This is a genomic window from Mycobacterium sp. IDR2000157661 (genome assembly GCF_022317005.1).
In the GTDB taxonomy this organism is placed as follows: Bacteria; Actinomycetota; Actinomycetes; order Mycobacteriales; family Mycobacteriaceae; genus Mycobacterium.
The window spans coordinates 1,356,849-1,379,280 of sequence record NZ_CP081006.1 but is presented as its reverse complement, the minus strand read 5'-3'; the positions used below and the strand labels follow the sequence as shown (position 1 = coordinate 1,379,280).

Annotated in this window: 22 protein-coding genes; 8 read left to right on the top strand and 14 right to left on the bottom strand. The window is 66.0% G+C overall.

The genetic code is table 11. From position 1 onward, the window contains the following. Window positions 1-52 precede the first annotated feature (52 nt). Window positions 53-1,258, top strand: coding sequence for a CaiB/BaiF CoA transferase family protein (locus tag K3G64_RS07690; protein ID WP_238890149.1), 1,206 nt, complete (start codon window positions 53-55; stop codon window positions 1,256-1,258). Then, window positions 1,255-2,508 carry a cytochrome P450 gene (locus K3G64_RS07685; RefSeq protein WP_238890148.1) on the top strand — a complete coding sequence of 418 codons (1,254 nt, stop codon included), beginning with the start codon at window positions 1,255-1,257 and terminating at the stop codon, window positions 2,506-2,508. Before K3G64_RS07690 ends, K3G64_RS07685 begins: the two co-directional genes overlap by 4 nt. A 9-nt stretch (window positions 2,509-2,517) precedes the next feature. Here the strand turns inward: K3G64_RS07685 and K3G64_RS07680 are convergent, their stop codons facing one another. The 9 genes from K3G64_RS07680 to K3G64_RS07640 form a co-directional block, all read right to left on the bottom strand. Further along, window positions 2,518-3,054 (bottom strand): hypothetical protein, encoded by a 537-nt coding sequence (locus tag K3G64_RS07680; RefSeq protein WP_238890147.1) that lies wholly within the window; start codon window positions 3,052-3,054, stop codon window positions 2,518-2,520. Between the two features lie 106 nt (window positions 3,055-3,160). Continuing rightward, complete coding sequence (locus K3G64_RS07675) at window positions 3,161-3,763, bottom strand: TetR/AcrR family transcriptional regulator (protein ID WP_238950486.1); 603 nt, start codon at window positions 3,761-3,763, stop codon at window positions 3,161-3,163. 29 nt (window positions 3,764-3,792) lie between these two features. Continuing rightward, window positions 3,793-4,959 (bottom strand): lipid-transfer protein, encoded by a 1,167-nt coding sequence (locus K3G64_RS07670; protein ID WP_238890146.1) that lies wholly within the window; start codon window positions 4,957-4,959, stop codon window positions 3,793-3,795. Next, the gene (locus tag K3G64_RS07665; RefSeq protein ID WP_305071279.1) at window positions 4,956-5,435 is read right to left on the bottom strand and encodes a MaoC family dehydratase; all 480 of its coding nucleotides are present in this window, start codon (window positions 5,433-5,435) and stop codon (window positions 4,956-4,958) included. Before K3G64_RS07665 ends, K3G64_RS07670 begins: the two co-directional genes overlap by 4 nt. Next, the gene (locus K3G64_RS07660) at window positions 5,432-6,544 is read right to left on the bottom strand and encodes an acyl-CoA dehydrogenase family protein (protein WP_238890145.1); all 1,113 of its coding nucleotides are present in this window, start codon (window positions 6,542-6,544) and stop codon (window positions 5,432-5,434) included. Before K3G64_RS07660 ends, K3G64_RS07665 begins: the two co-directional genes overlap by 4 nt. A gap of 35 nt (window positions 6,545-6,579) precedes the next feature. After that, window positions 6,580-6,993, bottom strand: coding sequence for a Zn-ribbon domain-containing OB-fold protein (locus tag K3G64_RS07655; RefSeq protein WP_238890144.1), 414 nt, complete (start codon window positions 6,991-6,993; stop codon window positions 6,580-6,582). After that, window positions 6,994-7,548 (bottom strand): FAS1-like dehydratase domain-containing protein, encoded by a 555-nt coding sequence (locus tag K3G64_RS07650; protein WP_238890142.1) that lies wholly within the window; start codon window positions 7,546-7,548, stop codon window positions 6,994-6,996. A gap of 13 nt (window positions 7,549-7,561) precedes the next feature. Next, the gene (locus K3G64_RS07645) at window positions 7,562-8,743 is read right to left on the bottom strand and encodes an acyl-CoA dehydrogenase family protein (protein ID WP_238890140.1); all 1,182 of its coding nucleotides are present in this window, start codon (window positions 8,741-8,743) and stop codon (window positions 7,562-7,564) included. Next, window positions 8,743-9,915, bottom strand: a complete 1,173-nt coding sequence (locus tag K3G64_RS07640; protein ID WP_238950484.1) for a cytochrome P450 — start codon at window positions 9,913-9,915, stop codon at window positions 8,743-8,745. The genes K3G64_RS07645 and K3G64_RS07640 overlap by 1 nt, the downstream gene beginning before the upstream one ends. A 279-nt stretch (window positions 9,916-10,194) precedes the next feature. On the opposite strand from K3G64_RS07640, the gene K3G64_RS07635 reads away from it, so the two are divergent. Both K3G64_RS07635 and K3G64_RS07630 read left to right on the top strand, forming a co-directional pair. Continuing rightward, entirely contained in the window at window positions 10,195-11,652 is a 1,458-nt protein-coding gene (locus K3G64_RS07635; RefSeq protein WP_238890138.1) for an aldehyde dehydrogenase family protein, read from the top strand. 20 nt (window positions 11,653-11,672) lie between these two features. Then, window positions 11,673-14,036 (top strand): CaiB/BaiF CoA transferase family protein, encoded by a 2,364-nt coding sequence (locus K3G64_RS07630; RefSeq protein WP_238890137.1) that lies wholly within the window; start codon window positions 11,673-11,675, stop codon window positions 14,034-14,036. 31 nt (window positions 14,037-14,067) lie between these two features. Here the strand turns inward: K3G64_RS07630 and K3G64_RS07625 are convergent, their stop codons facing one another. The 3 genes from K3G64_RS07625 to K3G64_RS07615 form a co-directional block, all read right to left on the bottom strand. After that, complete coding sequence (locus tag K3G64_RS07625; RefSeq protein WP_238890136.1) at window positions 14,068-14,541, bottom strand: MaoC family dehydratase; 474 nt, start codon at window positions 14,539-14,541, stop codon at window positions 14,068-14,070. Beyond that, window positions 14,538-15,734, bottom strand: coding sequence for an amidohydrolase family protein (locus tag K3G64_RS07620; RefSeq protein ID WP_238890135.1), 1,197 nt, complete (start codon window positions 15,732-15,734; stop codon window positions 14,538-14,540). The genes K3G64_RS07625 and K3G64_RS07620 overlap by 4 nt, the downstream gene beginning before the upstream one ends. A 95-nt stretch (window positions 15,735-15,829) precedes the next feature. Further along, the gene (locus K3G64_RS07615) at window positions 15,830-16,462 is read right to left on the bottom strand and encodes a cysteine hydrolase (RefSeq protein ID WP_238890134.1); all 633 of its coding nucleotides are present in this window, start codon (window positions 16,460-16,462) and stop codon (window positions 15,830-15,832) included. A 62-nt stretch (window positions 16,463-16,524) separates the two neighbouring features. Between K3G64_RS07615 and K3G64_RS07610 the strand changes: the two genes are divergently transcribed. Next, entirely contained in the window at window positions 16,525-16,962 is a 438-nt protein-coding gene (locus K3G64_RS07610; protein WP_238890133.1) for a nuclear transport factor 2 family protein, read from the top strand. Here the strand turns inward: K3G64_RS07610 and K3G64_RS07605 are convergent. Both K3G64_RS07605 and K3G64_RS07600 read right to left on the bottom strand, forming a co-directional pair. Then, entirely contained in the window at window positions 16,952-17,851 is a 900-nt protein-coding gene (locus K3G64_RS07605; RefSeq protein ID WP_238890132.1) for a TIGR03619 family F420-dependent LLM class oxidoreductase, read from the bottom strand. The two genes, K3G64_RS07610 and K3G64_RS07605, sit on opposite strands and share 11 nt — an antisense overlap. A gap of 10 nt (window positions 17,852-17,861) precedes the next feature. Further along, complete coding sequence (locus tag K3G64_RS07600) at window positions 17,862-18,962, bottom strand: acyl-CoA dehydrogenase family protein (protein ID WP_238890131.1); 1,101 nt, start codon at window positions 18,960-18,962, stop codon at window positions 17,862-17,864. Window positions 18,963-19,066: 104 nt separating this feature from the next. Between K3G64_RS07600 and K3G64_RS07595 the strand changes: the two genes are divergently transcribed. Genes K3G64_RS07595 through K3G64_RS07585 form a run of 3 tightly spaced genes read left to right on the top strand, consistent with a single transcriptional unit; the run spans window position 19,067 to window position 22,420 of the window. Beyond that, window positions 19,067-20,263 carry an amidohydrolase family protein gene (locus tag K3G64_RS07595; RefSeq protein WP_238890129.1) on the top strand — a complete coding sequence of 399 codons (1,197 nt, stop codon included), beginning with the start codon at window positions 19,067-19,069 and terminating at the stop codon, window positions 20,261-20,263. Between the two features lie 7 nt (window positions 20,264-20,270). Beyond that, window positions 20,271-21,236 carry an acyl-CoA dehydrogenase family protein gene (locus K3G64_RS07590; RefSeq protein ID WP_238890128.1) on the top strand — a complete coding sequence of 322 codons (966 nt, stop codon included), beginning with the start codon at window positions 20,271-20,273 and terminating at the stop codon, window positions 21,234-21,236. Then, the gene (locus K3G64_RS07585; protein ID WP_238890127.1) at window positions 21,230-22,420 is read left to right on the top strand and encodes an acyl-CoA dehydrogenase family protein; all 1,191 of its coding nucleotides are present in this window, start codon (window positions 21,230-21,232) and stop codon (window positions 22,418-22,420) included. The genes K3G64_RS07590 and K3G64_RS07585 overlap by 7 nt, the downstream gene beginning before the upstream one ends. The last annotated feature ends 12 nt before the right edge of the window (window positions 22,421-22,432 follow it).

Genomic DNA, 22,432 nt, shown 5'->3' with positions numbered 1-22,432 from the left:
ATCCCCGTTAACGCACTAGGAGGATGACATCACCATCGACACCAGCCACAACGTGCTCAATGGGGTGCGCGTCCTCGAGGTCGCCGCATGGACGTTCGTACCGTCGGCAGGAGCGGTCCTGGCGGAATGGGGCGCCGAGGTGATCAAAGTCGAGCCACGCAATGGTGGTGATCCGCAGCGCGGGCTGGTCACGATGGGCATCGTCGACGAGGGCGGCGGCTCGGTCAACTACATGATCGAGATTCCCAATCGCGGCAAGAAGTCGATCGGCGTCGACTTGAGCACGCCGGGTGGTCAAGACGTGGTTCGCGAACTCGCCAAGCAGAGCGACGTCTTCCTAACCAGCTATCTGCCCGAACGACGCAAGAAGTTCCACATCGACGTCGATGACATCCGCGCCGTGAACCCGAGCATCGTCTATGTGCGGGGATCCGGCCACGGGCCGAAGGGCCCGGATGCGGACAAACCCGGCTACGACGGGGTTTCCTATTGGGCCCGCGGCGGGATCGCCACGATGCTGACCGAGGACGGCGACGAACTGGTCCGCTCTCGTCCGGCCTTCGGCGACCTGCTTGGCGGTATGACGATCGCGGGTGGCATCGCCGCGGCGCTGTACAAGAAGGCGACCACCGGCCAGGGGTCGGTCGTCGATGTCTCCCTGCTGGGGCTCGCCGCGTGGAACCTGAGCCCCGACGTCGCCGTCAGCCAGATCCACGGGGGCACCTCCATTCCCAAATTCGGCCATGCCGACGCGCCCAATCCGCTGGTGGGCACGTACCGCACGAAGGACGGCCGCTACGTCCAGCTGATGATGCTGCAACTCGACAAGTTCTATCCCGAGGCGATGCGCGTGATCGGGCTCCCCGAACTCATCGACGATCCGCGATTCGCCGACCCGGCCTCGCGATTCGAGAACCGGGTGGCCCTGATCGCGTTACTCGACGAGGCATTCGCCAAGCGCACGGTGGCCGAGTGGCGCACGACGCTGGCAGCGCTGTCGGGCGCCTGGGGAATCGTGCAGACACCCGCCGAGCTCTGCGAGGATCCCGCCGTCACCGCCAACGGATACATCGCGCACACCGAGACCGTCAACGGCGTGCCGTTCTCCCTGCCGGCCAATCCCGTCCAATTCGACGAACAGCCGGTGACCCCGGTCGGCGCTCCAGAGCACGGGCAGCACACCGAGGAAGTTCTGATGGCTGCCGGAATCGACTGGGACAGAATCGAAGAACTCAAGAGTTCGGGCGCGATCCTGTGAGCTCGACCACGCGCGAGGTCGACAATGGGTCCGTCGAGGGGTCCGGCGAGAGGTCGGTCGAGTTCGACCCGTTCTCGCAGGACTTCTTCGACGGGGCATACGACACCTACCGCCGCCTGCGCAACGAGGCGCCCGTCTACTACAGCGAGAAGTGGGATTTCTGGGCACTCACGCGTTACCACGACGTGGCGCCGGCGACAAAGGATCACGAGACGTTCTCGTCGGCGAAGGGCGCCACCCTCGACATGGTCAAAGCCCATGACGACGCGATTCCGGTGCCCAAGGTCATCATCTCGATGGATCCGCCCGAGCACGAGAAGATGCGAAAGCTCGTCAGCAAGGTGTTCACCCCGCGGGCCATCGCCGCACTGGAAGACATGGTGCGCGAGAAGGTCTATGAGCGCATCGACGCGCTGAACCCGGCGAACTTCGATGTGGTCGAGGACTTCTCCGCGCTGTTCCCCAACGAGGTCATCACCACGATGCTCGGTGTGCCGAAGCAGGATCGCGACCAGATCCGGCGCTGGCTGGATCTCCTTCTCGAACGGCACCCCGGTGAGATCGCCATCACCAAAGACGGTTACCAAGCCTCGGTGAGCACCGGCCTGTACTACTACGACCTGGTGCGGCAGCGGCGGGCCAAGCCTGAGGACGACATGATCAGCCGGCTGATCGAAACCGAGATCGAGCGCGAAGGAGTCGTGGAGAAGCTCACCGATGTCGACATCACCGGCTTCGCGACGATGCTCGGGGGTGCGGGCGCCGAAACGGTCACGAAGTTGGTGGGCAACGCGATGGTCGCGTTCGCGGACTTCCCCGACCAGTGGCGCAGGCTTCGTGCAGACCGCACAAAGATTCCGGCCGCGGTCGAGGAGTTGCTGCGCTACGAAGCGCCCTCGCAGTATCAGGTCCGCACCGCGACGCGCGACGTCACCTACTATGGCGTCACGATTCCCGCGGACAGCGCCGTGCTGCTGGTCACCGGATCGGCCACCCGCGACGAGCGGATGTTCGACGATCCTGACACGTTGGACATCGAGCGGGAGCGCAAGATGGGGTTCAACCTCGCTTTCGGCTACGGCATCCACAGCTGTCTCGGCGCGGCGCTGGCCCGGATGGAGAGTCACATCGCGTTGAACGCGCTCCTCGACCTTCTGCCTGAGTACGAAGTGGACCGCGGCGGCTTGCAGCGCGTGGCGATGTCGAACGTCTGCGGTTGGTCCAATGTTCCCGTGCGCAGGACGGTCTGAGGCGACCCGTCAGAGACACACGGTCGGCGGAACGCCGGCGCCGTGGAACGCCTCGACGGACGAGGCCGGCGCCGTCACATCGAGGGCCTTCATCGCGTAGTACTTGAATGCCTGTGCGGCAGAGCTGAGGCGGTGCTCGACCGCCGCTGCGGATACGGGTGAGCTCGGGCACGCGCCACCCCAGCAAGCGACGTTCGCGCGATGCCGCCGCGCAGCGTCGGAGATGAAGCGGCGCACCCCCCGGTGCGCGTCGTATGTCGATGCGGCGAACACGACGGCATCGGGCCAGTGCAGCCCGAAATCGAAGGTACCGGGCAAGGTGTGGCTGCCGACACCGAGGATGCGGAGAGCTCTTTCCGCTGAGCCGGTTTCGAGGAAGATCTCGACCTGCCAGCCCGCTCGGGTGGAGTCGACGATCAGCCCGCCGGCGGCCGCCACCGCGTCCGTCGTGTCGGGCGCGAGCACGACGAGCTTGTAGGGGGTCGCGTGGCCGCGGGTTCGCGGCTGCCGGGAATCCTCGATTGCCGATACGGCAGTGACCTTCACTTCAGCCCCTTCCGGCAGCAACGTTGAAAGTAGCCGATTCCGATATTGAGAATACTTGTTTCCGTCGGCATATGGGGACGCTCCTCGGGCTTGACATCTGCGAGTGCTAGCGGCGCCGGGGGAGGCCGTCGAGGAAACCGTTCACCACGTAGGCCCGGACGAAGTCCGCCACCGCGTCGTCGTCGCGCATGTCTATGGTGGGCGATGGTGTGGTGAACAGCGAGAACAACATCCGGGCGAACCATTCGGTCGCAGTGGCGACCTCCAGGTCGGCGCGGACTTCGCCGGTCAACCTGGCCGCTGTCACATAGGGAGCGAAGAAGTCGGCGCACTCCTTGAGGAGAGTGGCCGCGTTCTTCGTCATCATGAGGTTGACTTCCGCATCGTCGAAGTAAGCCTCGGGTTCGACGACCTGGCGCGCTTGACATACGAACACGGCAGCGCGCACCAACCTGCCCTCGAGCGTGCTGCCACCGTGGCGATCGATCGCCTTGGCCATATTGCGGTAGAAGCGTTGGGACGCCGCCTCCGCGCAGGCCTCGACGACGGTCTCCTTGTCGCGGAAGTACTCGTAGAAGGTGCTGCGCGACACCTCCGCGGCGCGGGCGATATCGACGATGGTGGTCTTGGCCAATCCGCGGGTGCGGAAGCAGGCGAATGCCGCCGAGATGATGGCATCCCGGGTGTCGACCGCTACCGCCTGAGTCACGTCAAATCCCACCGCACGACATTAACGCCTCAGTGGTCCGGGGCCAGGATGAGGCCGCTGGTCGGAACGCCGGTACCCGAGGTGACGAGGACGTGCTCGACGTCATCGACCTGGTTGAACGAGGTGCCACGGACTTGACGGACGCCTTCGGTGATGCCGTTCATGCCGTGGATGTAGGCCTCGCCGAGCAGTCCGCCGTTGGTGTTGATGGGCATCCGGCCTCCCAGTGAGAGCTCGTCGACCGAGACGAAATCCTTGGCCTCCCCGCGTCCGCAGAAGCCGAGCTCCTCGAGCTGGGTGAAGACCAACGGGGTGAAGTGGTCGTAGAGGAAGGCGGTCGAGATGTCGTCGGGCTTCAGTCCGGAGTCGCGCCACAGCTTGGTGCCGACCACACCCATCTCGGGCAGACCGGTGATGTCCTCCCGGTAGTAACTGGTCATCACCTCCCCGTCGTAGGCGGCTCCCTGTGCAGCCGCGGTGATGACGGCCGGGGGCTTGGCCAGGTCCCTGGCGCGCTCGACGCTGGTGACCACCATGGCCACCCCGCCGTCGCTCTCCTGGCAGCAGTCGAGCAGGCGCAGCACGGGCTCGATGATCCATCGTGACTGCTGGTGCTGCTCGATGGTGATCGGCTTCTCGTAGAACCAGGCGTCGGGATTGTTGGCCGCGTGTTTGCGGTCGATGACCGAGATCTTGCCGAAGTCGGCGTTGGTGACGCCGTACGTGGTCATGTAGCGCTGGGCGTGCAGCGCCACCCAGGCAGCCGGCGTCATGAAGCCGAACGGCGCGTACGGTGCCATCCACAGCGGAGTGACGCCGGGCTGACGTCCGGCGCCGCCGAACCGGAAGCCGGAGCGCTCGTTGAACGCTCGGTAGCACACCACCGCCTCGGCGGCCCCCGTCGCGACCGCCATCGCGGCCTGCATCACGGTGCCCGCGGCGGCCCCGCCGCCGTGCGGAACCCGGGTGAAGAAGGTGAGGCTCTCGATGCCGACGTTACGCGCGACCTCGATCTCCTCGTTCTCGTCGACGGTGAAGGTCACCATGCCGTCGATGTCCTTCGGGCGCAGGCCCGCATCCTCGATCGCCGCCTTGACGGCCTCGCAGGCCAGTTGCATCTCGGTGCGGCCGGACTCCTTCGAGAACTCGGTCTGACCGATCCCGACGAGCGCGGCCTTGCCCCCGATCCCCGTCATCCCTCGACGCCCTCGAGCAGGCTCAGCACCGCGGTGCCCTTGACGTGATCGCCGAGGCTGTTGGTGCCCGTGAAGGCGACCTCGATCAAGCCTTCGCCGTCGGCGGCGGACTTACCGGTGACGCTGCCCTCGAAGCGCAGCGGATCGTTGGGATAGGCGGGCACCCCGAGCCGGATGGACAGCTTCTTGATCATCGCCTCCGGCCCGGCCCAGTCGTGTAGGAACTTCACGCACAGCCCGTTGGTGGTCAGGATGTTGAGGAAGATGTCCTTGGAGCCCTGTGAGTTCGCGAAATCTCGATCATGGTGCACGGGCATGTAGTCGCGCGAAGCGATGGCGCCGGCGACGATGAGTGTGGCGGTGACGGGCACGTCCATCGGAGTCACCTCATCGCCCACGTTGATCGTGTTCCACGGCAACGTCGCGGGGCGCTTCACGCCGCGGACGTGAGGAGCGACTTCAGTCTCAGAGGTCATGGGTTGCTTCCTTCCGCATAGGTGTGACCGAGCCGCGCCAACTGTTGTGACGCCGACCCCAAAGTGAGCTCGATCTGCTTGGCCCACAAGAAGTACCGAGACAGGGGGTAGGTCACATCGATGCCCATCCCGCCGTGTACCTGTTGCGCGGATGCGGTGACCCGCGCTCCCGCTTCGGCGGCCCAGAACTTCGCGATGGCGGCTTCGCGCCCGGCGGGCCTGCCCTCGCCGATCAACCACGCCGCGTGCCAGGTCGTCCAGCGGATCGCCTCGGTGTCGATGAAGGCGTCCGCCAGCCGCTGCTGAACGGCCTGGAAGGAGCCGATCGGTCGCCCGAACTGCTCACGCTCGCTGGTGTAGGAGGCGGCCAGCTTGAGTGCCCGGTCGACGACGCCGACCTGCATTGCGCACAGCCCGACCAGCGCACGGGTGTAGAGCGCCTGGACGGCAGCCGCGCCGTTGTGCTCGCTCAGCCGCCGCCCGACGGCATCCGTCAACTCGATGTCGGCGAAGGGCTCGCCGTTGGTTGTCCGCACCGGCGTGACACTCACTCCGTCGCCGGGTGTTTCGACGATGAACAGCGCCGGGCCGTCGCTCGTCGTCGCCGAGATGACGACGGCGGCGGCGAGCTGCGCGGCGGGCACCAGTTCTTTGTGACCGGTGAGCCGCCAGACATCGCCGTCGGCACGTGCGGTGGTACGCGGCACGGCCGGGTCGGAGCTACCCGGTTCGGCCAGCGCCGCGGTCAGGATCGTGCCGCCGTCGACGACTCCGGGCAGGAAACGCTGCTGCAGCTCGGAATCACCATGCCGGGCAAGGGTATCGGCGCCCAAGAGCAGCGTCGCATAGACCGGAACCGGAGCGACGCTGTGACCGACCTCGCTGAGCAGAACGCCCAGCTCGAGGAAACCCCCGCCGGTGCCGCCGACCGACTCCGGCAGCGCAATGCCGAGGAGATCCGCTGAGGCCAACTCGGCCCACAGGGCGGCGTCGTGGCGCACATCGCCCGACTCCAGGTCGGTCAGCTGCTCCGGCGTCGCGCGGTGCTCGAAGAGCTGGCGGGCGACTTTGGTTACCGTCTCCTGCTCTTCGGTGAAGGTGAAGTCCATTCGTTGTTTCCTAGGATGTCAGTGGGCGAGGCATGTCAGTGGGCGGGCCGAAACTGGTGCAGCACCAGTTCTTCTCCGCTGGGAAGGGCTTCGAAGGTCTCGTAGAAGACCTCGACGGGCATCCCGACCTCGATGGCATCGGGTTCGATGTCGCACAGGTTCGACACGAGGCGAACGCCCTCGTCGAGTTCGATCAGGGCGACGACGTAGGGGTACTGGAGGAACGGCAGCGGGGGATACTGCGGCATCACGAAGCTGTAGACCGTCCCGCGTCCGGCGGACACGATCCAGTCCCAATTCAGCGACTGGCAGGAACCACACATCGGTCGCGGCGGAACCCGCAGCGTCTTGCAGTCCGTGCAGCGCTGGATGCGAAGTTCATGGTCCTTCAGGCCCGACCAGAAGAACTCGGTGTCCGGACTGATCGAGGGGGCGAGTCGACTGGCCATCTAGTTTCCCGTCTTGAATCGCAGAGTCCGGAACCACTGGCGTCCGATGACATCGCCGTTCTGATCACGGTAGGTGGTGACCCAGGTGACGAAGAAGCCGTTGCCCATCGCCGTCTTCTTCTCGTCGGAGATCGAGTCGAAGACCGTTTCAGCCGAGATCTGGTCTCCGACACGGGGATAACGCTCGATCTCGAACTCCGAGTTGGTCGCGATGATCCCGGTGTAGCCGGCATCGGTAAGGAACTGCAGGGGATTCTCGCCCTTCATCTCGATCGGCACACCACCGCGGTCGTGGATGCCAGCGAGCTTCGGCGGCGGCATCGTCCAGCTCTGCAGCATCACCGGCGGCGAGACGATCGCTCCGTAACGGGAGTTCTCCGCGAACTCGGCGTCCAGATAGGCCGGGTTCATGTCGTCCAAGGCGTACGCCCAGTGCCGGATCATCGCCGCATTCACCGGATCGGGAGCGTGCGACGGCCGTCCGACACCGTCGGTCGGTGTGCCGATGAGCGCGTCGAGACGCTCACGCATGTCGTCTTTGGCGGTGTCGGTCATGCTGGAATTCCTCTCAGGACGCTCGCATGTCGCGGGGTGCACGCGGCATCCCGAGTCCGGCCATGGCGATGATGTCGCGTTGCAGTTCGTTCGCGCCGCCACCGAAGGTGTTGATGACGGCCAGTCGGTAGGCGCTTTCGAGCTCACCTTTCAACGGCGCCGCGGGGCCCTTGCGGATGCCCGCCTGTCCGACCACATCGAGCAGTTCGCGGGCCACCTGCTGCGTGAGTTCGGTGCCGAAGACCTTGGCCGCCGAAGCCTCCCCCATTCCCAGGGCGCCGGAACTCATGCTGCTGTTGACCCGCAGGTTTAGTAAGCGATAGGCGGCCACCTGCGCCTCGACCCGGGCCAGCGCCTGCTGGACCCACGGTTGGTCGATGACCAGACCGTCGTCGAGGGGCGTGGTCCTGGCCCACTCCAGCGTCTTGGCGAACAGCGGTTCCAGTGCGCCCAGATTGCCCAGGGCGGCGCGTTCGAGGTTCAGCTGGTTGGTCACCAGCTTCCAGCCTTGGTTCTCACCGAGCACGATCGCGCTCTCCGGGACGCGCACGTCGTCGTAGAACGTGTAGTAGGTCGACACCCCCGGCATGGTGTGCAGCGGCTTCCACGAGAACCCCGGGGTATCGGTGGGCACGATGAAGACGGTGATCCCTTTGTGCTTCTTGGCTTCCGGATCCGTCCGCGCCGCCAACCAGATGTAGTCGGCGAACTCCGCACCGCTGGTGAACATCTTGGCGCCGTTGATGACGAACTCGTTGCCGTCGCGCACCGCCGTCGTGCGCAGTGAAGCGAGGTCACTTCCAGCGCCGGGTTCGGAGTACCCGATGGCGAACTCCACCTCGCCTCGCAGGATCGCGGGCAGGAACGTGTCCTTCTGCTCGTCGGTGCCGTACTGGATCAGGGTGGGACCCACGGTGTTGAGCGTGATCATCGGCAGCGGCGCGTTCACCCTACGCGCCTCCTCGCCGAAGATGTACTGCTCCAGGGCGGTCAGCCCGCTGCCGCCGTACTCGACCGGCCAGGCGACCCCGAGCAGACCTGCGGCGCCCAGCGCCCGTCGGCACTCACCGATCGCGGCGCCGCCCTCGGTCAACCCGGACACCGCCGCGCGCCGTTCGGGCGTCATCACGGCCTCGAGGCGTTCGCGGTACTCCTTGCGCAGTTGCTCTTGTTCGGGGGTGTAGTCGAATTCCATCAGAGGTTCGCTCCCAGTCGGACCGGCATGCGTTTGACCCCGGGCACCATGGTGGCGCGCAGTCGGGTGACGTCTCCGGTCAGCTCGATCGTCGGATAGGCGCCCAACAGCACCTCGAACATGACCCTGGCTTCGAGGCGGGCGAGTTGCGCACCCAGGCAGGCGTGTTCCCCGGCACCGAAGGCGATGTGCGGGTTGGGATTACGTGTGATGTCGAAACTTTCACTCGCCGGGCCGAAGATCTCCTCGTCCCGGTTCGCCGAGCCGTACAGCATGACCACCGTGTCTCCCGCCCTGATCTGCTGCCCGCGGATCTCGACATCCGCGGTTGCCCGTCGCGCCATGTGCGTCACCGGACTGGTGAAGCGCAGCATCTCCTCGACGGCGCACGTAAGATGCGAGGGATCGGAGCGAAGCATCGCGAACTGCTCCGGATTCTCGAGTAGCGCTTGGGTGCCCAGCGCGATGAGGTTGCGTGTTGTCTCGTTGCCCGCGACGAGAAGCAGGAACGAGAAGTTGAGCAGGTCGGCGTCGGTGAGGCGCTCTCCATCCACTTCGGCGGCCGCGAGGATGCTCAACAGATCGTCCTGGCCGCTCACCGCGCCGGATCGCCGCGCATCGATGAGTTTGGTGAAGTACTCGTAGAGCTCGCCGAGCGCCACCAAGTGGTCGAGCTCGATGTCGGGATCCGCCGTCCCGACAGCGGCATCCGACCAGGCGCGGAACTTCTCCCAGTCCTCCGGAGCGGCACCGAGCATTTCGGCGATCATGCGGGTCGGCAGCGGCGCGGCGATCTCTTCGGCGAACTCGTACTCGCGAGAGGGATCGATGTTCTCGACGATGCCGTCGACGATGCTGCGCACCGTCGGCTCCAGCAACGCCACCTGACGGCGGGTGAATCCCGAGTTGATCAGCTTCCGCAGCTGACGGTGCCGAGGTGGGTCCGTGAAGATGAGGTTGCCTTCCTGGACCGGCTCGGGATAGGCAGGGTCCGGAATGGTGATGCCGTGCGTCGACGAGAACAACATCGGGTGCCCGGATACGAATCGCACGTCCTCGTACTTGGTCAACGCCCAGAAATTCGTGACGTCGTTCCACACCACCGGCGTGTTCGCCCGCAACTCCCGGTACGCGGGGTAGGGATCGCCCGCGTAGAAGTCCGGCGAATGCAGAGGAACCGCGGACGTCGGTCTGGCAGTCGAGTCAGTGGGCACTGCGGGCTCTCCTCAACACCGGGGCAATCGGACACTTGAAGCCGCAATGTCCGGTAATGTCGTGTCTACCGCACGTGGCGGAAGCATGTCAAACATCGTAATACCAGTTAAAGCCATGGATACGGTTGACTCCTTGAGTCGGCGGGGTGTACACACACAAGGCAGATGTCCGACACGGGCAACGTCAGGCCGAGAGCGGTGCACTCCGGCGCACAACCGGGAAGGTCAGGGGACGTGATGGCCGAATCGAGCCTTGTCGACACCTACGGGGTCTTTGTCGACGGCAACTGGATTGATCCGGGCGGCGAGCGCTACGAGGTGGTGAACCCCTCGACGTCAGAGGTCATCGGGACGGCCCCGGATGCCGGCGTCGCGCAGGTCGAGCAGGCGATCGCCGCCGCCCGCACCGCGTTCGATGCGGGCTCGTGGTCCGCGGCGCGGCCCGAGGAGCGCTCGCGATGCCTGCAGCAGTTGAGCGACGCGCTGTTGGCCCACGGGGACGAGATCTATGTGCTGGCGCAGGCCGAGTGGGGCTGCACAGCAAACGAGCGCCTGATCCATGTCGATGGTCCGGCGTTCATGATGGGCCACTCCGCGGAGCTGGCACTGGAACCGGCCGAGGCACCGATGGATGCCTGGGGCGCGGCGGGCACCACGCTGCTGCGCTACGAGCCGCTCGGCGTGGTGGCGGTGATGACGCCGTGGAACTTCCCGCACACCCTCAACGTGATGAAGCTGGGCGCCGCCCTGGCCGCGGGCAACACCGTGGTGCTCAAGCCGTCGCCGCTGACGCCGTTGGCCGGCCTCGCACTTGCCCGGATCATTCACTCCGAGACCGATATCCCGCCGGGCGTCGTCAATGTCGTCACCCCGAGCGGCATCGAGGCGAGTAGAGCGCTGACTGTGGACCCGCGGGTGGACATGGTCAGCTTCACCGGCAGCTCGGCGGTCGGCCGGGAGGTGATGGCTTCGGCCGCGGCGACGATGAAGCGGGTCCTGCTCGAATGCGGCGGCAAGTCGGCGTGCATCCTGCTCGACGACGTCGAGTTGACCGATGAGCTGCTCGAGCGGCTGCTCTTCGAGGGATGCACCCTGCATGCGGGGCAGGCGTGCATCCTCAACAGCCGACTCGTGGTGTCCGAGGACATGCACGACGAGGTCGTCAGCCGGCTCTGCGATCTCGCTCGCGCTGTGACGGTCGGCAATCCCGCTGACGACGGGGTCACCATGGGTCCGTTGATCAGCGGCCAGCACCTGGACCGGGTCGAGGGCTTCGTCCGGCGCGCCGAAGCTGACGGCGCGAAGGTCGCTTTCGGCGGCGGTCGGGTCGAAAGACGTTCGGGCGGATTCTTTTTCGAGCCGACCATCCTGACCGACGCGAGCGCGGAGTCCCACATCGCTCAAGAGGAGGTGTTCGGTCCGGTGCTGACGGTCCTGCGTTATCGGGGCGACGACGAAGCCGTCGCCATCGCCAATAACTCCGCCTACGGCCTCGGCGGCGCGGTGTGGAGTGCTGACGTGCAGCGAGCGGTCGAGGTCGCGCGGCGCATCAGAACCGGTCAGGTAGCCATCAACGGCACCATTCCCGGTGACGCACCCTTCGGCGGCTTCAAGCAGAGCGGCATCGGGCGCGAGGGCGGGGTGCTGGGGTTGCGCGCGTACATGGAACCCAAGGCGATCGGAGTGCCTGCGTGAGCGAGGCTTGCGAGCGAACCATGGATCATGGTGCAGCGCTGGCGGGGCTTCGAGTGGTCGAGATCGGTAGCGACATCGCGGCTCCGTACTGCACCAAGTTGCTCGTCGACCTCGGGGCCGACGTATACAAGATCGAGCCACCCGCCGGTGACCCGCTGCGAAGCTGGGGCCCGGCCGGCGGGTTGTTCGAGTATCTGAATGCCGGCAAGCATGGCGTGACGACGGAGTTCGATTCTCCCACCGACCAATTGACGGAGCTGATCGCTCGAGCTCACGTGCTGGTGGAGAGCCTGCCCGTTGGCTCCGCCGAGCGGTTCGAGCTGGGGATCGACCGCGAGACGCTTCAACAGACGAATCCCGACCTGGTCGTGGTGCACATCTCGGACTACGGCCAAGAGGGCCCGCGCCGCGACTTCCCGTCGACGCCGTTCACCGTTCAGGCGGCTTCGGGCTGGGTGAACACGCGCGAATTCGGCAGGGCTCCTGTGCAAGCCGGGGCCCGCATACCCGAGTACATCACCGGCAGCTATGCGGCGCTCGGAGCACTCACCGCCCTGCGTGTCGCCGATGCGGGCGTCGGGCGGGTCGTCGACGTCGATGTGTCGGCATTCGAGTCGCTGCTGTGCACGCTGCCGTACCCGATGCTGATGGCCGAACGCTTGAAAAGCATGGGTCTGCCCACGAATTCGAAGGCCGCACCGATGCTGGGAATCGTGCGGGCCGCTGACGGATGGATCGGCATCAACTGTCTGACCGGCCAGCACTGGCTGGACGTGTGCGCAATGGTGGGCTTGCCGGAGTTCGGCGAACACCAGCTCGCCATCATGTTGGGCGGTCCGGAGCGTGACGAGTTCTTCGCCAAGGCCCAGCCGTGGCTGCAGTCGATGCCCGTGGCCGATCTTGTTGAACTGAGTCAGGCCATGCGGATCCCGGCGGCGCCGATCAACGACGGCGCATCGATCCTGGACTGTCCGCAGTACCGTGATCGTGGGTTCTTCTTCGAGGGCGGATCAGAGTCGGCGCGCTTCCAGCGGCCCGGCGCGCCGTTCCGATTGTCGAAGACGCCGGTGCCTGCCGCGCGGCCGGCACCGCTGCTCGGCGAGAACACCCCCCGGTGGCAGGATGCGAGCGAACGCGTCGCGGCGCGAATCGACGATCCCACGGCGCCGTTCGCCGGCTTGAAGGTGTTCGACCTCAGCACGTTCTGGGCGGGCGCGTACCTGACGTGTTACCTCGGTGCGTTCGGTGCCGACGTGGTCAAGGTCGAGTCGATCCAGCGTCCCGACGGGCACCGGTACTCGGGTTCGTTGTTGCGCAGCAACGACGAGTGGTACGAGATCGGACCGCTGTGGCAGGGCACCAACCTCAACAAGCAGGACATCACGTTGGACCTCGGCACCGAAGCCGGTCGAGAGTTGGCGCTGCGCTTGGCGGCGGAAGCCGACGTGGTGGTCGAGAACTTCTCGCCGCGCGTCGTCGAACAGTTCGGTCTGAACTACGAGTCGCTGGTGAAGGTCAACCCTGACGTCATCATGGTCCGCATGCCCGGGTTCGGCCTTGAGGGCCCATGGCGGGACTACGTCGGCTGGGCGCTGAACATCGAGCAGTTGTCCGGGATGTCGGCGGTCACCGGCTACGCCGACGGCCCGCCCTGCAACCTGCAGGGGCCGGCCGACCCGATCGCCGGCGTCCATGCGACGGTGGCGCTGCTCGCCGCACTCGAACACCGGCGACGTACCGGCGAAGGACAGCTGATCGAAGTGGCGCAGGTCGAAGTCGGTGCCGCCGTCACCGCCGAGCCCGTCATCGAACACTCCTTGACCGGCCGGATACGTGAGCGCGAGGGCAATCGGCACCGCCACTACGCACAGGGCGTCTACCCGGCGAAAGGCGAGGAAGAGTGGGTGGCGGTCTCGGTGCGCGACGACACCGACTGGGCCGCTGTGACCGACGTCATCGGCCGTCCCGAACTGCGCGATGACGCTCGCTTCGGCACTTCGGAAGCCCGACTGGCACAACACGATGCCGTCGACGAGCTGATCACCGAATGGACCAAGGGACACGCGCCGGAGGAGGCGGCCGACGCCTTGCGGCGACGGGGTGTGCCCGCGGAACGGTTACTGACCGGCGACCGGATGTACGACGTCGACCAGTTGGAGGCGCGGGGTTTCTACGAGGACCTCGACCATCAAATCGCGGGGCGACAACGATTTCCCGGCTGGCCGTTCCGCATCTCACCGGGTCCGTCGCGACATCACCGCACCACTTCACCGACCCTGGGTCAGCACAACGACGAGGTGCTGACCGCGCTGGGGTTGTCCACGGACGAGGTGACTAAGCTGCGCGACGCCGAGGTCATCGGCGAGAGACTGCTCAACGCGTAATACGCCGAGACATACTCGCCGAACCGTTGAGCTACTCGACCATCGCCGCGATGGTGTCGACGACGCATGCCGGCCGGTCGGAGCCCTCGACCTCCACGGTGACACGCACCGTGGCGCGCGCGCCTTTGTCCGTGCGCTCCACCTTCACCAACTCGGCGCCCGCGCGGATCCGCGAGTCGACCGGAACGGGCGCCGGGAACCGCAGCTTGTCAACACCGTAGTTCACCTGCATCGACAACCCGGTGACCCGGTAAATCTGTTGTACGAGAAGAGGAACTAGCGACAGCGTGAGATACCCGTGGGCGATGGTCCTGCCGTACGGGCCGCGCGCGGCCTTCTCGGCGTCGACATGGATCCACTGGTGGTCACCTGTCGCCTCGGCGAACAGGTCGATCTCCTTCTGCGTCACCCGGCGCCAGTCGCTGTAACCCAGATGCTCGCCGACCTGCGCCTCGAATCCTGCGATCCCCTCGTACTCTGTCGGGGCGGGAGGCGCCTGCGTCATGCCGGAACCCTTTGAAGTCCCAGTTGCTCGATGGCGTTGCCGCCCATGATCTTCGCCTTGGCCGTATCAGAAAGGCCCTCCAACCGGTCGACGAAGCTCAGCGGATCGCCGATGCCCTCCGGATGGGGGAAGTCCGAACCGAACATCACGTGGTCCTCACCCATGATGTCGACGATGCCCTTGACGTCGTCTTCGAGGAACGGGTGGATGTAGACGTTGCGCTTGAACACCTCGACGGGGTGCTCGTCGAACTCCTTGGGCATCACCCGGTACGCCTTGTCGAGCTGGCGCAGCAGGTTGCGCACCCAACCACTACCGTTCTCCACGACGAGGACCTTGAGGTCCGGGAAGCGGGACAGTGCGCCGTGGCAGATCAGCGCCGCCAGGGTGTCCTCCATGGCCCTGAACCCCATCACCACCTCGCGCAGCGCGCTGGGCTTGAAGGACAGGTACTCGTCGCCGCCCTCCCACTCCATGAGGTGCTTCTGGTAGCCGCTGTCGGAGGCATGGAAGGTCACCGGTAAGCCTGACTTGACCACTTCCTCCCAGAACGGGTCGAATTCCGGCAGCCCCATGGACCGCGATCCGCCGAACCGGCTTGGCACCGGCGCGGGACGGACCAGGAACGTCTTCATGCCCCGTTCGAGGCACCAGTGGAACTCCTTGATCGCCTCGTCGACCAGGGGCAGGCAGATAACCGGGGTGGCGAAGATGCGGTCCTGGTAATTGAAGGTCCAGTGTTCGTGCATCCACTCGTTCAGCGAGTGGATGATGGCGTGGGTGAGGACGACGTCGTCGGTCGTGCGCTCTTCGATGAGGCTGGCGAGGGTGGGATACATGACGCACTGGTCGATGCCCAGCTCGTCCATGAGCTCCAGTCGAGGCGCCGGTGATTGATAGGCTGGAATGACTTCCATTGCCTCACCGATGAATTCGCGGAAATTCAGACCCTCTGGATTGTTGCCGAGGAAGTAGTCCTCCGCACTGCCCGGCCGGGCCACCCGCTCGAACGTCGGGTTCGGGATCATGTGGCTGATGTGGTCCTTGACGACGAGTTTCGGCCGTCCGTTGACCTCGACGTAGCCGACCTTTCCCCGGTGCTGCTTGGGCAGATGCTTGGTGAGCGCGTCGGTGGTCTCGTACATGTGGTTGTCGATGTCGAAGACCGGGTACGGCAGGGACCGGGGTGACATGTGACCGAACCTCCATCAGAGCAGCGGATATGACCGTTTACGCCTAGTGATAACGACGTTATCACTTCGGCTGGGTCGACAGCCAGCACGGGGCCTCAGCCGACCGATCGGGTCCAGGCGTCGACGACCGCTTCGGTTGTCGTCACCGTCGCGAGCAGGGACAACGTGTTGTCGACGACGGCGTCGGCATACTCGCGAGGGAAGCCGCTGACCGCGTCGCGAGGCAGGACGAATTGATAGCTGCGGTTGACCGCGTCCATGACGAAGTTCGTGATTGCGACGTTGACCGAGACACCGACGCCGACGATGGTCGTGATTCCGAGGTTGCGCAGCACCGAGTCGAGGTCCGTACCCGTCATCGGACCGGCGCCGTGGGTGCGGGTGAGCACGAGATCGGATGGCTGCGGCCCGAACTCCGGTAACACCGAGGCGCCGGGGCTGCCGGGGGACAGATCCGCGGAGAACGACTTGCCGGCCGCGAACAGTCGGGCGTTGTGGTTCGAGCCGCGACCGTCCGCGCGCCGCTCGATCAGGCAGTGCACAACGGTGACGTCTGCGGCACGGGCCGCCGCGAGCAGCTTGCCGATGTTGGGGATTGCCTCCCTGCGCGCCTCGTCGGCCAGCATGGGCAGGCCGGCCTGGGGTCCGATCACCCCGCCTTGACACTCCTGGGTGACGAGTGCCGTAGATGTCGGGTCGAGCAGGTCAGAGAGGTGTGGCTGGGGCATGAGAATAGACGTTATCGTGTGTCCGAGCGTCAATTCCAGGAGTAGTGAGAAGCGGAGGACCAATGGACGGCTGGGAGCTCGAGGTCCGGGAGTCGGTCCGCCAGACGCTGGCCGACTACACCGCCGCCACCGACAGGTTCGATCTGCGTGTGCTGGCGGCGTGCTTCGGTCCGGACGGTGTCCTGGAGTTCTCCGGCGGGGCTGCACCGCTGACGGGTCCCGAGGGGATCGAGGCGGGTCTCGGTGCCGCCATGGCCCGCGAACCGGATTCTGCACGCCAAGTGCCGACACATGTGCGGCATCATGTTTCGAGCCTCAGGTTCGAGTCGGTGGCCCGCGACCGAGTCGCGGTCAGCAGCTACTTCGCCGTGCACACCGATGTGGGGCTCGACCACTGGGGCCGGTATCGCGACGTCTTGGTACCGGTGAACGGGCGATGGCTGTTCGCGCACCGGCGCATCGACGTCGACGGGTTCGCGGGCGACAGTCTCATGCGATGAACTCGTCGGCGAACGAGTGCGCGTAGTCGGTGACCTCGGACCTGGTGGCACCCGGGGCCGCGACGGTCAACCAGGTCACCCCGATGGCTTCCAGCTTCTCGATCGTGGCGTGCCGCTCGTCGGTGCACTTGCTGTCGTCGAGCAGGTTGCCCGCCGAGAAGCAGATGTCCAGCGGCTCGGTCCGCCCCACCTCGGCCGCGTATTTCTTGGCCCAGGCGACCGCGGCCTCCAACTCGTCGAGCGTGGAGATCTCTGCCGTTCGCGAGGCCGCCGCGTAGCCGAACGTGTTGAACGGTGCCCAGCCCTGGGCACGTGACACCGCTCGCCGTACCGCGGGCTTGCTGTTGCCACCCACCCAGACCGGCGGTCGCGTGGCCGGGACGGGAAACAACCGCACCCCTCGGGAGGCGAACGACGTGCCCTCGAACGCCACATCCGCACCAGTGAGCGCCTTGTCCAGGACGTCGAGCGCTTCGTCGAGGAGGGCGCCGCGGTTGTCGAAGTCGACGCCCAGAGCCCTGAATTCGGGCTTCAGGTAACCGGCGGCCGTGCCGAGGATGAAGCGTCCGCCGGAGAGGATGTCGAGGCTCTGGATCGACTTCGCGCTGAGGAATGGATTGCGATACGCCGCGATGTAGACGTTGGTCAGCAGCCTGATGTCGGTCGTGGCGGCGGCGGCGAACGACAACGCGACGAACGGGTCCAGAGCGTGATGGCCGCCGTGATCGAGCCATTTTGCGTCCGGCGCCGGGTGATCGGTGACATGGACTGCACGGAAGCCGCTGGCTTCGGCGACCCGGGCGATGTCGGAGATCGCCTCGGCGGTGACGAACTCCGCTACCGCTTCGACGCGGTGTGTGGGCAGTTCCAGGGAGTACGAGATGGTCATGATCGTCCTTTCATTTGCCGACAAGAACTGCCAGGCGCTGGGCGTGATGGTCCGGGCTGCCGTACATGAGCTGGGTGGCCTTGGCGCGGCGGACGTAGAGGTGCGCGTCATGCTCCCAGGTGAAGCCGATCCCCCCGTGGATCCGCATGTTGCTCAGAGCCACGTCGAGCAGAGCCTCCGAACAGGCCAGCTTCGCCACTGACGCGGCGATCGACAACTCTTCGCCGCTGGCGGAGTCAGCGGCGTGGACGGCGGCCGAGCGGGCGCCTTCGACGAGCACGAGCATGTCCGCGCACCGGTGCTTGACCGCCTGGAAACTGCCGATCGCGCGGCCGAACTGGATGCGCTCCTTGGCGTAGCCCACGGCCATGTCGAGGCAGCGCTGCGCCGCACCGACCTGCTCCGCTGCCAGCGCCACGAGCGCGAGGTCCGAGGTCGCGGCGAGGCCTGCCGCCGCTGCGCCGTCGGTGCCGATCAGCCGGGCGGGAACCTCGTCGAACCGGACCCTGGCGATCTTGCGCGTGCGATCGAGTGTCGCGAGCGGCTCGCGGGTCAGGCCGTCGGCGTCGGCGGTGACGACGAACAGCGAGATGCCGGCGTCGGTGTTGGCGGCGACCAGCAGCAGGTCGGCGGTGTGACCGTCGATGACCAGGTCGGCATCGCCGCGAACACGATGGCCGGCATTGTCTGCCCGCGCGCTCAGTGCGACCGTGTGCGGGTCCCATGCCTCGAGGCGACTGTTCAGGATCACCGTCGCGGTCGTCGACCCGTCCGCGAGCCCGGGCAGGTAGTCCGCCATGGCGGCCGAATCCCCGCTGCAGAGAATGGCCTGCGCAGCCAATCCGACGGTGGAGAAGAACGGAGCGCACAACAGCGCGGCACCCATCTCCTCGAAGACGACGGCCAGTTCGGACATGCCCGCACCGGCCCCGCCGAACTGCTCGGGAATGGCGATGCCGTGCAGTCCCAATTCCTTGGCCATCTGCTCCCACACCACACGATCGTGGCCGCCCTCGGTTTGCATCAGTTCACGGACGCGGACCGAGGGGGAGACGGATCTGAGGAAGTCGCGGACGGCGTGCCGGAGTTCATCGGCCTCACTTGCGGTCATGTCGTCCTCTGCGCTCGCCCGGCCCGGGGATAGGCATTCTCGGGCGAGGATAGTATGTTTTCTGGAATAGGAGAATACAGATTCTCGCATGAAGGAGCCGCGCTGTGACGACGAACCTCGACTACGGGATCTTCGACTGCGACACCCACTGCTATGAGACGCGCGACGCGTTTACCCGGTATCTGCCCAAGCAGTTTCACGATCGCGCCATCGCACCGGTGCGCGCGGCCGACGGTAAGGAGGTCATCCTCGCCGGCCACCGTATCGCCACGTTTAACAGCGAGGCGGGTCTTGGCTTCGATCTCGCTTACCGGCCGGGCTCGCTCAAAGAGATGCTCAAGCAGATGGGCTCGGGCAATCCCGACGAGTCCTACGAACCGCAGCCGATGCAGCCCGAGTGGCTGGAGCGGGAACCGCGGTTGGCGGTGATGGCGCGGCAGAACGTCGACCGGGCGGTCATCTTCCCGGCCGGGATGGCGCTGGCCGCCGAGCACTACGTCGACGACACCGAAGCCCTGTACGCCAATCTGCGCTCGTTCAACCGCTGGTTCGACGACACTTGGGGCTTCAACTACCAGGACAAGATCTACGCCACCGCGCTGTTGTCGCTGCGCGACCTGGAATCGTCGATCGCCGAAACTGAGGCCATCATCGAACAGGGCGCCCGCCTGGTGCTGTTGCCGACGGGCCCCGCCCACGGTCGGTCGCCGGGCGACCCCTACTTCGACCCGATCTACGCGCGACTGCAGGAGGCCGGCTGCACGCTCGTCTTCCACATCCAGCCGTTCTGGTACTTCGACGCCATCTCGCCGGCCTGGGGCCACAACCCCGATCCGGCCGCCTGGCACATGTCGGCATGGCAGTGGATGAACATCTACGGCCAGCGCCCGATCGAGGACACGCTCTCCGCGCTGATCTTCGACAACCTCTTCGGCCGTTTCCCGGGATTGAACGTACTGGTGGCCGAACATGGCGCAGAGTGGGTTCCGCAGTTCGTCATTCACATGGACAAGAGCCGCGGAATGGGCCGCAACGGACCCTGGATCGGGGGCAAACTGACCGAGCGTCCGTCCGAGATCTTCCGCAGGCACGTCGGCGTGGTCCCCTACCCGGAAGACGACATCCCGACTATCGTCGAACGTCTCGGGTACGACGAGTGCCTGCTGATGGGTTCGGACTACCCCCACGCCGAAGGTCTGGCCGAGCCGGCCGACTTCGTCAAGCTCCTCGACCCGCTCGAAGATGCGGCCAAGAAGCGGATCATGCGCGACAACGCCGACCAGCTACTGCACCGGAGCTAGCCGCGGCATGACCGACGAGGACGTCGATCTCGGTCTATTGCGGGCGGCCGCACGCGATTTCCTGACCGCGCACGTCGCGCAGGACTCCATCAAGGAACTCGCGGCGATGGACTGGACGGGATTGCTCGTCGAGGAGAACCTCGGTGGCGCCGGATGGCGTCCGGTGGAGACGACGGTCATCGCGGAGGAACTCGGCCGCGCGCACAATACGTCGACCTGGTTCGGTGGTGTGCTGTCGGCCGCGGCGTTGAGTTCGGCACCGAGCGAACTGCGCGATCGTTGGCTGCCCGCGGTGCTCGACGGGACCGCGACGGCGGGTTGCGCGCTGGCCGGCGACACCGTGCGCGTGACGCGTGGTGACGCGATCGACATCCTGATTACGCTGGGGCGTAGGGGGATTCACTTGATCGAGGTGTCGGATTCGCTGCCCAGGAGCCGTGATGAGGAGCTGTTGGACATCGACCGGGCAGCGTGGCGCGTCGAGGTCGCCGAAGCCGAGGCTGCGCTGATCGGCGGGCCCGAACGCGCCGATCAACTGCTCGCGATGGCCAGGGTGCTGCTCAGCGCTGACTCGCTGGGTGCCGTGTCGGCCACCTTCGAACGGTTGGTCGGCTATCTCAAGGAGCGCATCGCGTTCGGGGTGCCGATCGCGAGTTTCCAAGCGGTGCAGCACCGGCTGGTCGATTTGTTGGTCTTCGAGGCGAAGGCGCGCGCGATCGTCATGAAGGCCGCCCGAGCGCTCGCAGACCCCGATACGCCAGACGACGCCATCACACTGTCCGCACACGCCCATGCCTATCTGACAGCCAATGCGACGGCCGCCGTGGACGAGTGCATGCAACTGTCGGGGGGCATCGGATTCACCTGGGAGTACCCGTTGCACCACGAGCTTCGCCGGGTATTCACCAACGGCTTCCTGCTCGGAACCGTTCGCTCCAGCCGTGGCCTGGTCGCGGAGAGGTCCGGATGGTGACCCGTCCCAGCGAAACAGACCTGACCGAGTTCAGGCGTCGTGTCAGGGCGCACATATCCGAGCACGCCCCGCCGTTCGACGCCAGAGAGGGGCGCCGTGCGCCGGAGAATGCCGAGCAGGAAGGCCAGTTGCGCGCCTGGTTCGCCTCGCTGTTCGAGGCGGGGTTCGTCGGTGCGGACTGGCCCGTCGAGCACGGTGGGCGCGCGGATCATCACCCGCTGCACGACCGGATCCTCAGTGAGGAGATCCTGCGTGCCCGAGCGCCGCGACCCGTGGATCAGGTCAATCTTGCCGCGCACGTGCTGTTGCACTTCGGATCCGACGAACAGAAGGCGGCCCTGCTGCCGCCGATCCGGCGCAGCGAGCACGTGTGGTGTCAGTTGCTCAGCGAGCCCGATGCCGGGAGCGACATTGCCGCTGTCCGGACCAAAGGCGTGGTGCAGTCCGACGGAACCTGGGTGATCAACGGCCAGAAGACCTGGATCACCGACGGGCACTGGGCCGATATGGGGCTGGCGTTGATCCGCACCGACCCGGCGTCGTCGCGCCACCACGGCCTGTCGGCTTTCATCGTGCCGCTGTCGGCGCCGGGTGTTCAGGTGCGGCCGATCCGGACGATCAACGAGGCGATCGAGGTCAACGAGGTCTTCTTGGACGGGGTGACTCTCGCCGCGGACGGTTTGATCGGTGAGCCTGGCCAGGGCTGGTCGATCATCATGGCCGGCCTGGACTTCGAACGGTTCGGTATCGGCGGCAATGTGATCCTGCTCGAACTGCTGATCGACGATCTGGTCACCGTGGTCCGGCACGCCACCCTCGAGGAGAGTCCCGCACTTGAGCACGCCGACGTTCGCCAGCGAGTGGCCGAGCTGGCTGTCGAGGTCGAGGTGGCGAAGGCATTCATCGATGACCATGTCGAACGTCTCATGATCGGCGCGGAGCAGGTGGGCGACGGCTCGATCGCCAAGCTGAGCTTCGCCGAGACCTATCACCGGGTTTCGGCCTACGGCGCCGAACTCGCGGCTACGGTGTGCACCGAGAATGCCGATCCGATTGTCCAGCAGGCCGAACAGCGGCTGCGTGAGTCCTGGTTGTGGTCGCGTGCCTACACGGTGTCGGGCGGAAGCAACGAGATGATGCGCAATATCCTGGCCAAACGGCGGCTGCTCCTGCCGAGTCGCTGATGTGGGCCCACG

Coding starts and splice junctions, on each gene's coding strand:
- K3G64_RS07600 (WP_238890131.1), bottom strand. CDS start 18,962: ATGACCGCAAGTGAGGCCGATGAACTCCGGCACGCCGTCCGCGACTTC.
- K3G64_RS07670 (WP_238890146.1), bottom strand. CDS start 4,959: ATGACGGGGATCGGGGGCAAGGCCGCGCTCGTCGGGATCGGTCAGACC.
- K3G64_RS07630 (WP_238890137.1), top strand. CDS start 11,673: ATGGATCATGGTGCAGCGCTGGCGGGGCTTCGAGTGGTCGAGATCGGT.
- K3G64_RS07620 (WP_238890135.1), bottom strand. CDS start 15,734: ATGTCACCCCGGTCCCTGCCGTACCCGGTCTTCGACATCGACAACCAC.
- K3G64_RS07635 (WP_238890138.1), top strand. CDS start 10,195: ATGGCCGAATCGAGCCTTGTCGACACCTACGGGGTCTTTGTCGACGGC.
- K3G64_RS07660 (WP_238890145.1), bottom strand. CDS start 6,544: ATGGACTTCACCTTCACCGAAGAGCAGGAGACGGTAACCAAAGTCGCC.
- K3G64_RS07585 (WP_238890127.1), top strand. CDS start 21,230: ATGGTGACCCGTCCCAGCGAAACAGACCTGACCGAGTTCAGGCGTCGT.
- K3G64_RS07605 (WP_238890132.1), bottom strand. CDS start 17,851: ATGACCATCTCGTACTCCCTGGAACTGCCCACACACCGCGTCGAAGCG.
- K3G64_RS07625 (WP_238890136.1), bottom strand. CDS start 14,541: ATGACGCAGGCGCCTCCCGCCCCGACAGAGTACGAGGGGATCGCAGGA.
- K3G64_RS07645 (WP_238890140.1), bottom strand. CDS start 8,743: ATGGAATTCGACTACACCCCCGAACAAGAGCAACTGCGCAAGGAGTAC.
- K3G64_RS07665 (WP_305071279.1), bottom strand. CDS start 5,435: ATGACCTCTGAGACTGAAGTCGCTCCTCACGTCCGCGGCGTGAAGCGC.
- K3G64_RS07650 (WP_238890142.1), bottom strand. CDS start 7,548: ATGACCGACACCGCCAAAGACGACATGCGTGAGCGTCTCGACGCGCTC.
- K3G64_RS07590 (WP_238890128.1), top strand. CDS start 20,271: ATGACCGACGAGGACGTCGATCTCGGTCTATTGCGGGCGGCCGCACGC.
- K3G64_RS07615 (WP_238890134.1), bottom strand. CDS start 16,462: ATGCCCCAGCCACACCTCTCTGACCTGCTCGACCCGACATCTACGGCA.
- K3G64_RS07610 (WP_238890133.1), top strand. CDS start 16,525: ATGGACGGCTGGGAGCTCGAGGTCCGGGAGTCGGTCCGCCAGACGCTG.
- K3G64_RS07655 (WP_238890144.1), bottom strand. CDS start 6,993: ATGGCCAGTCGACTCGCCCCCTCGATCAGTCCGGACACCGAGTTCTTC.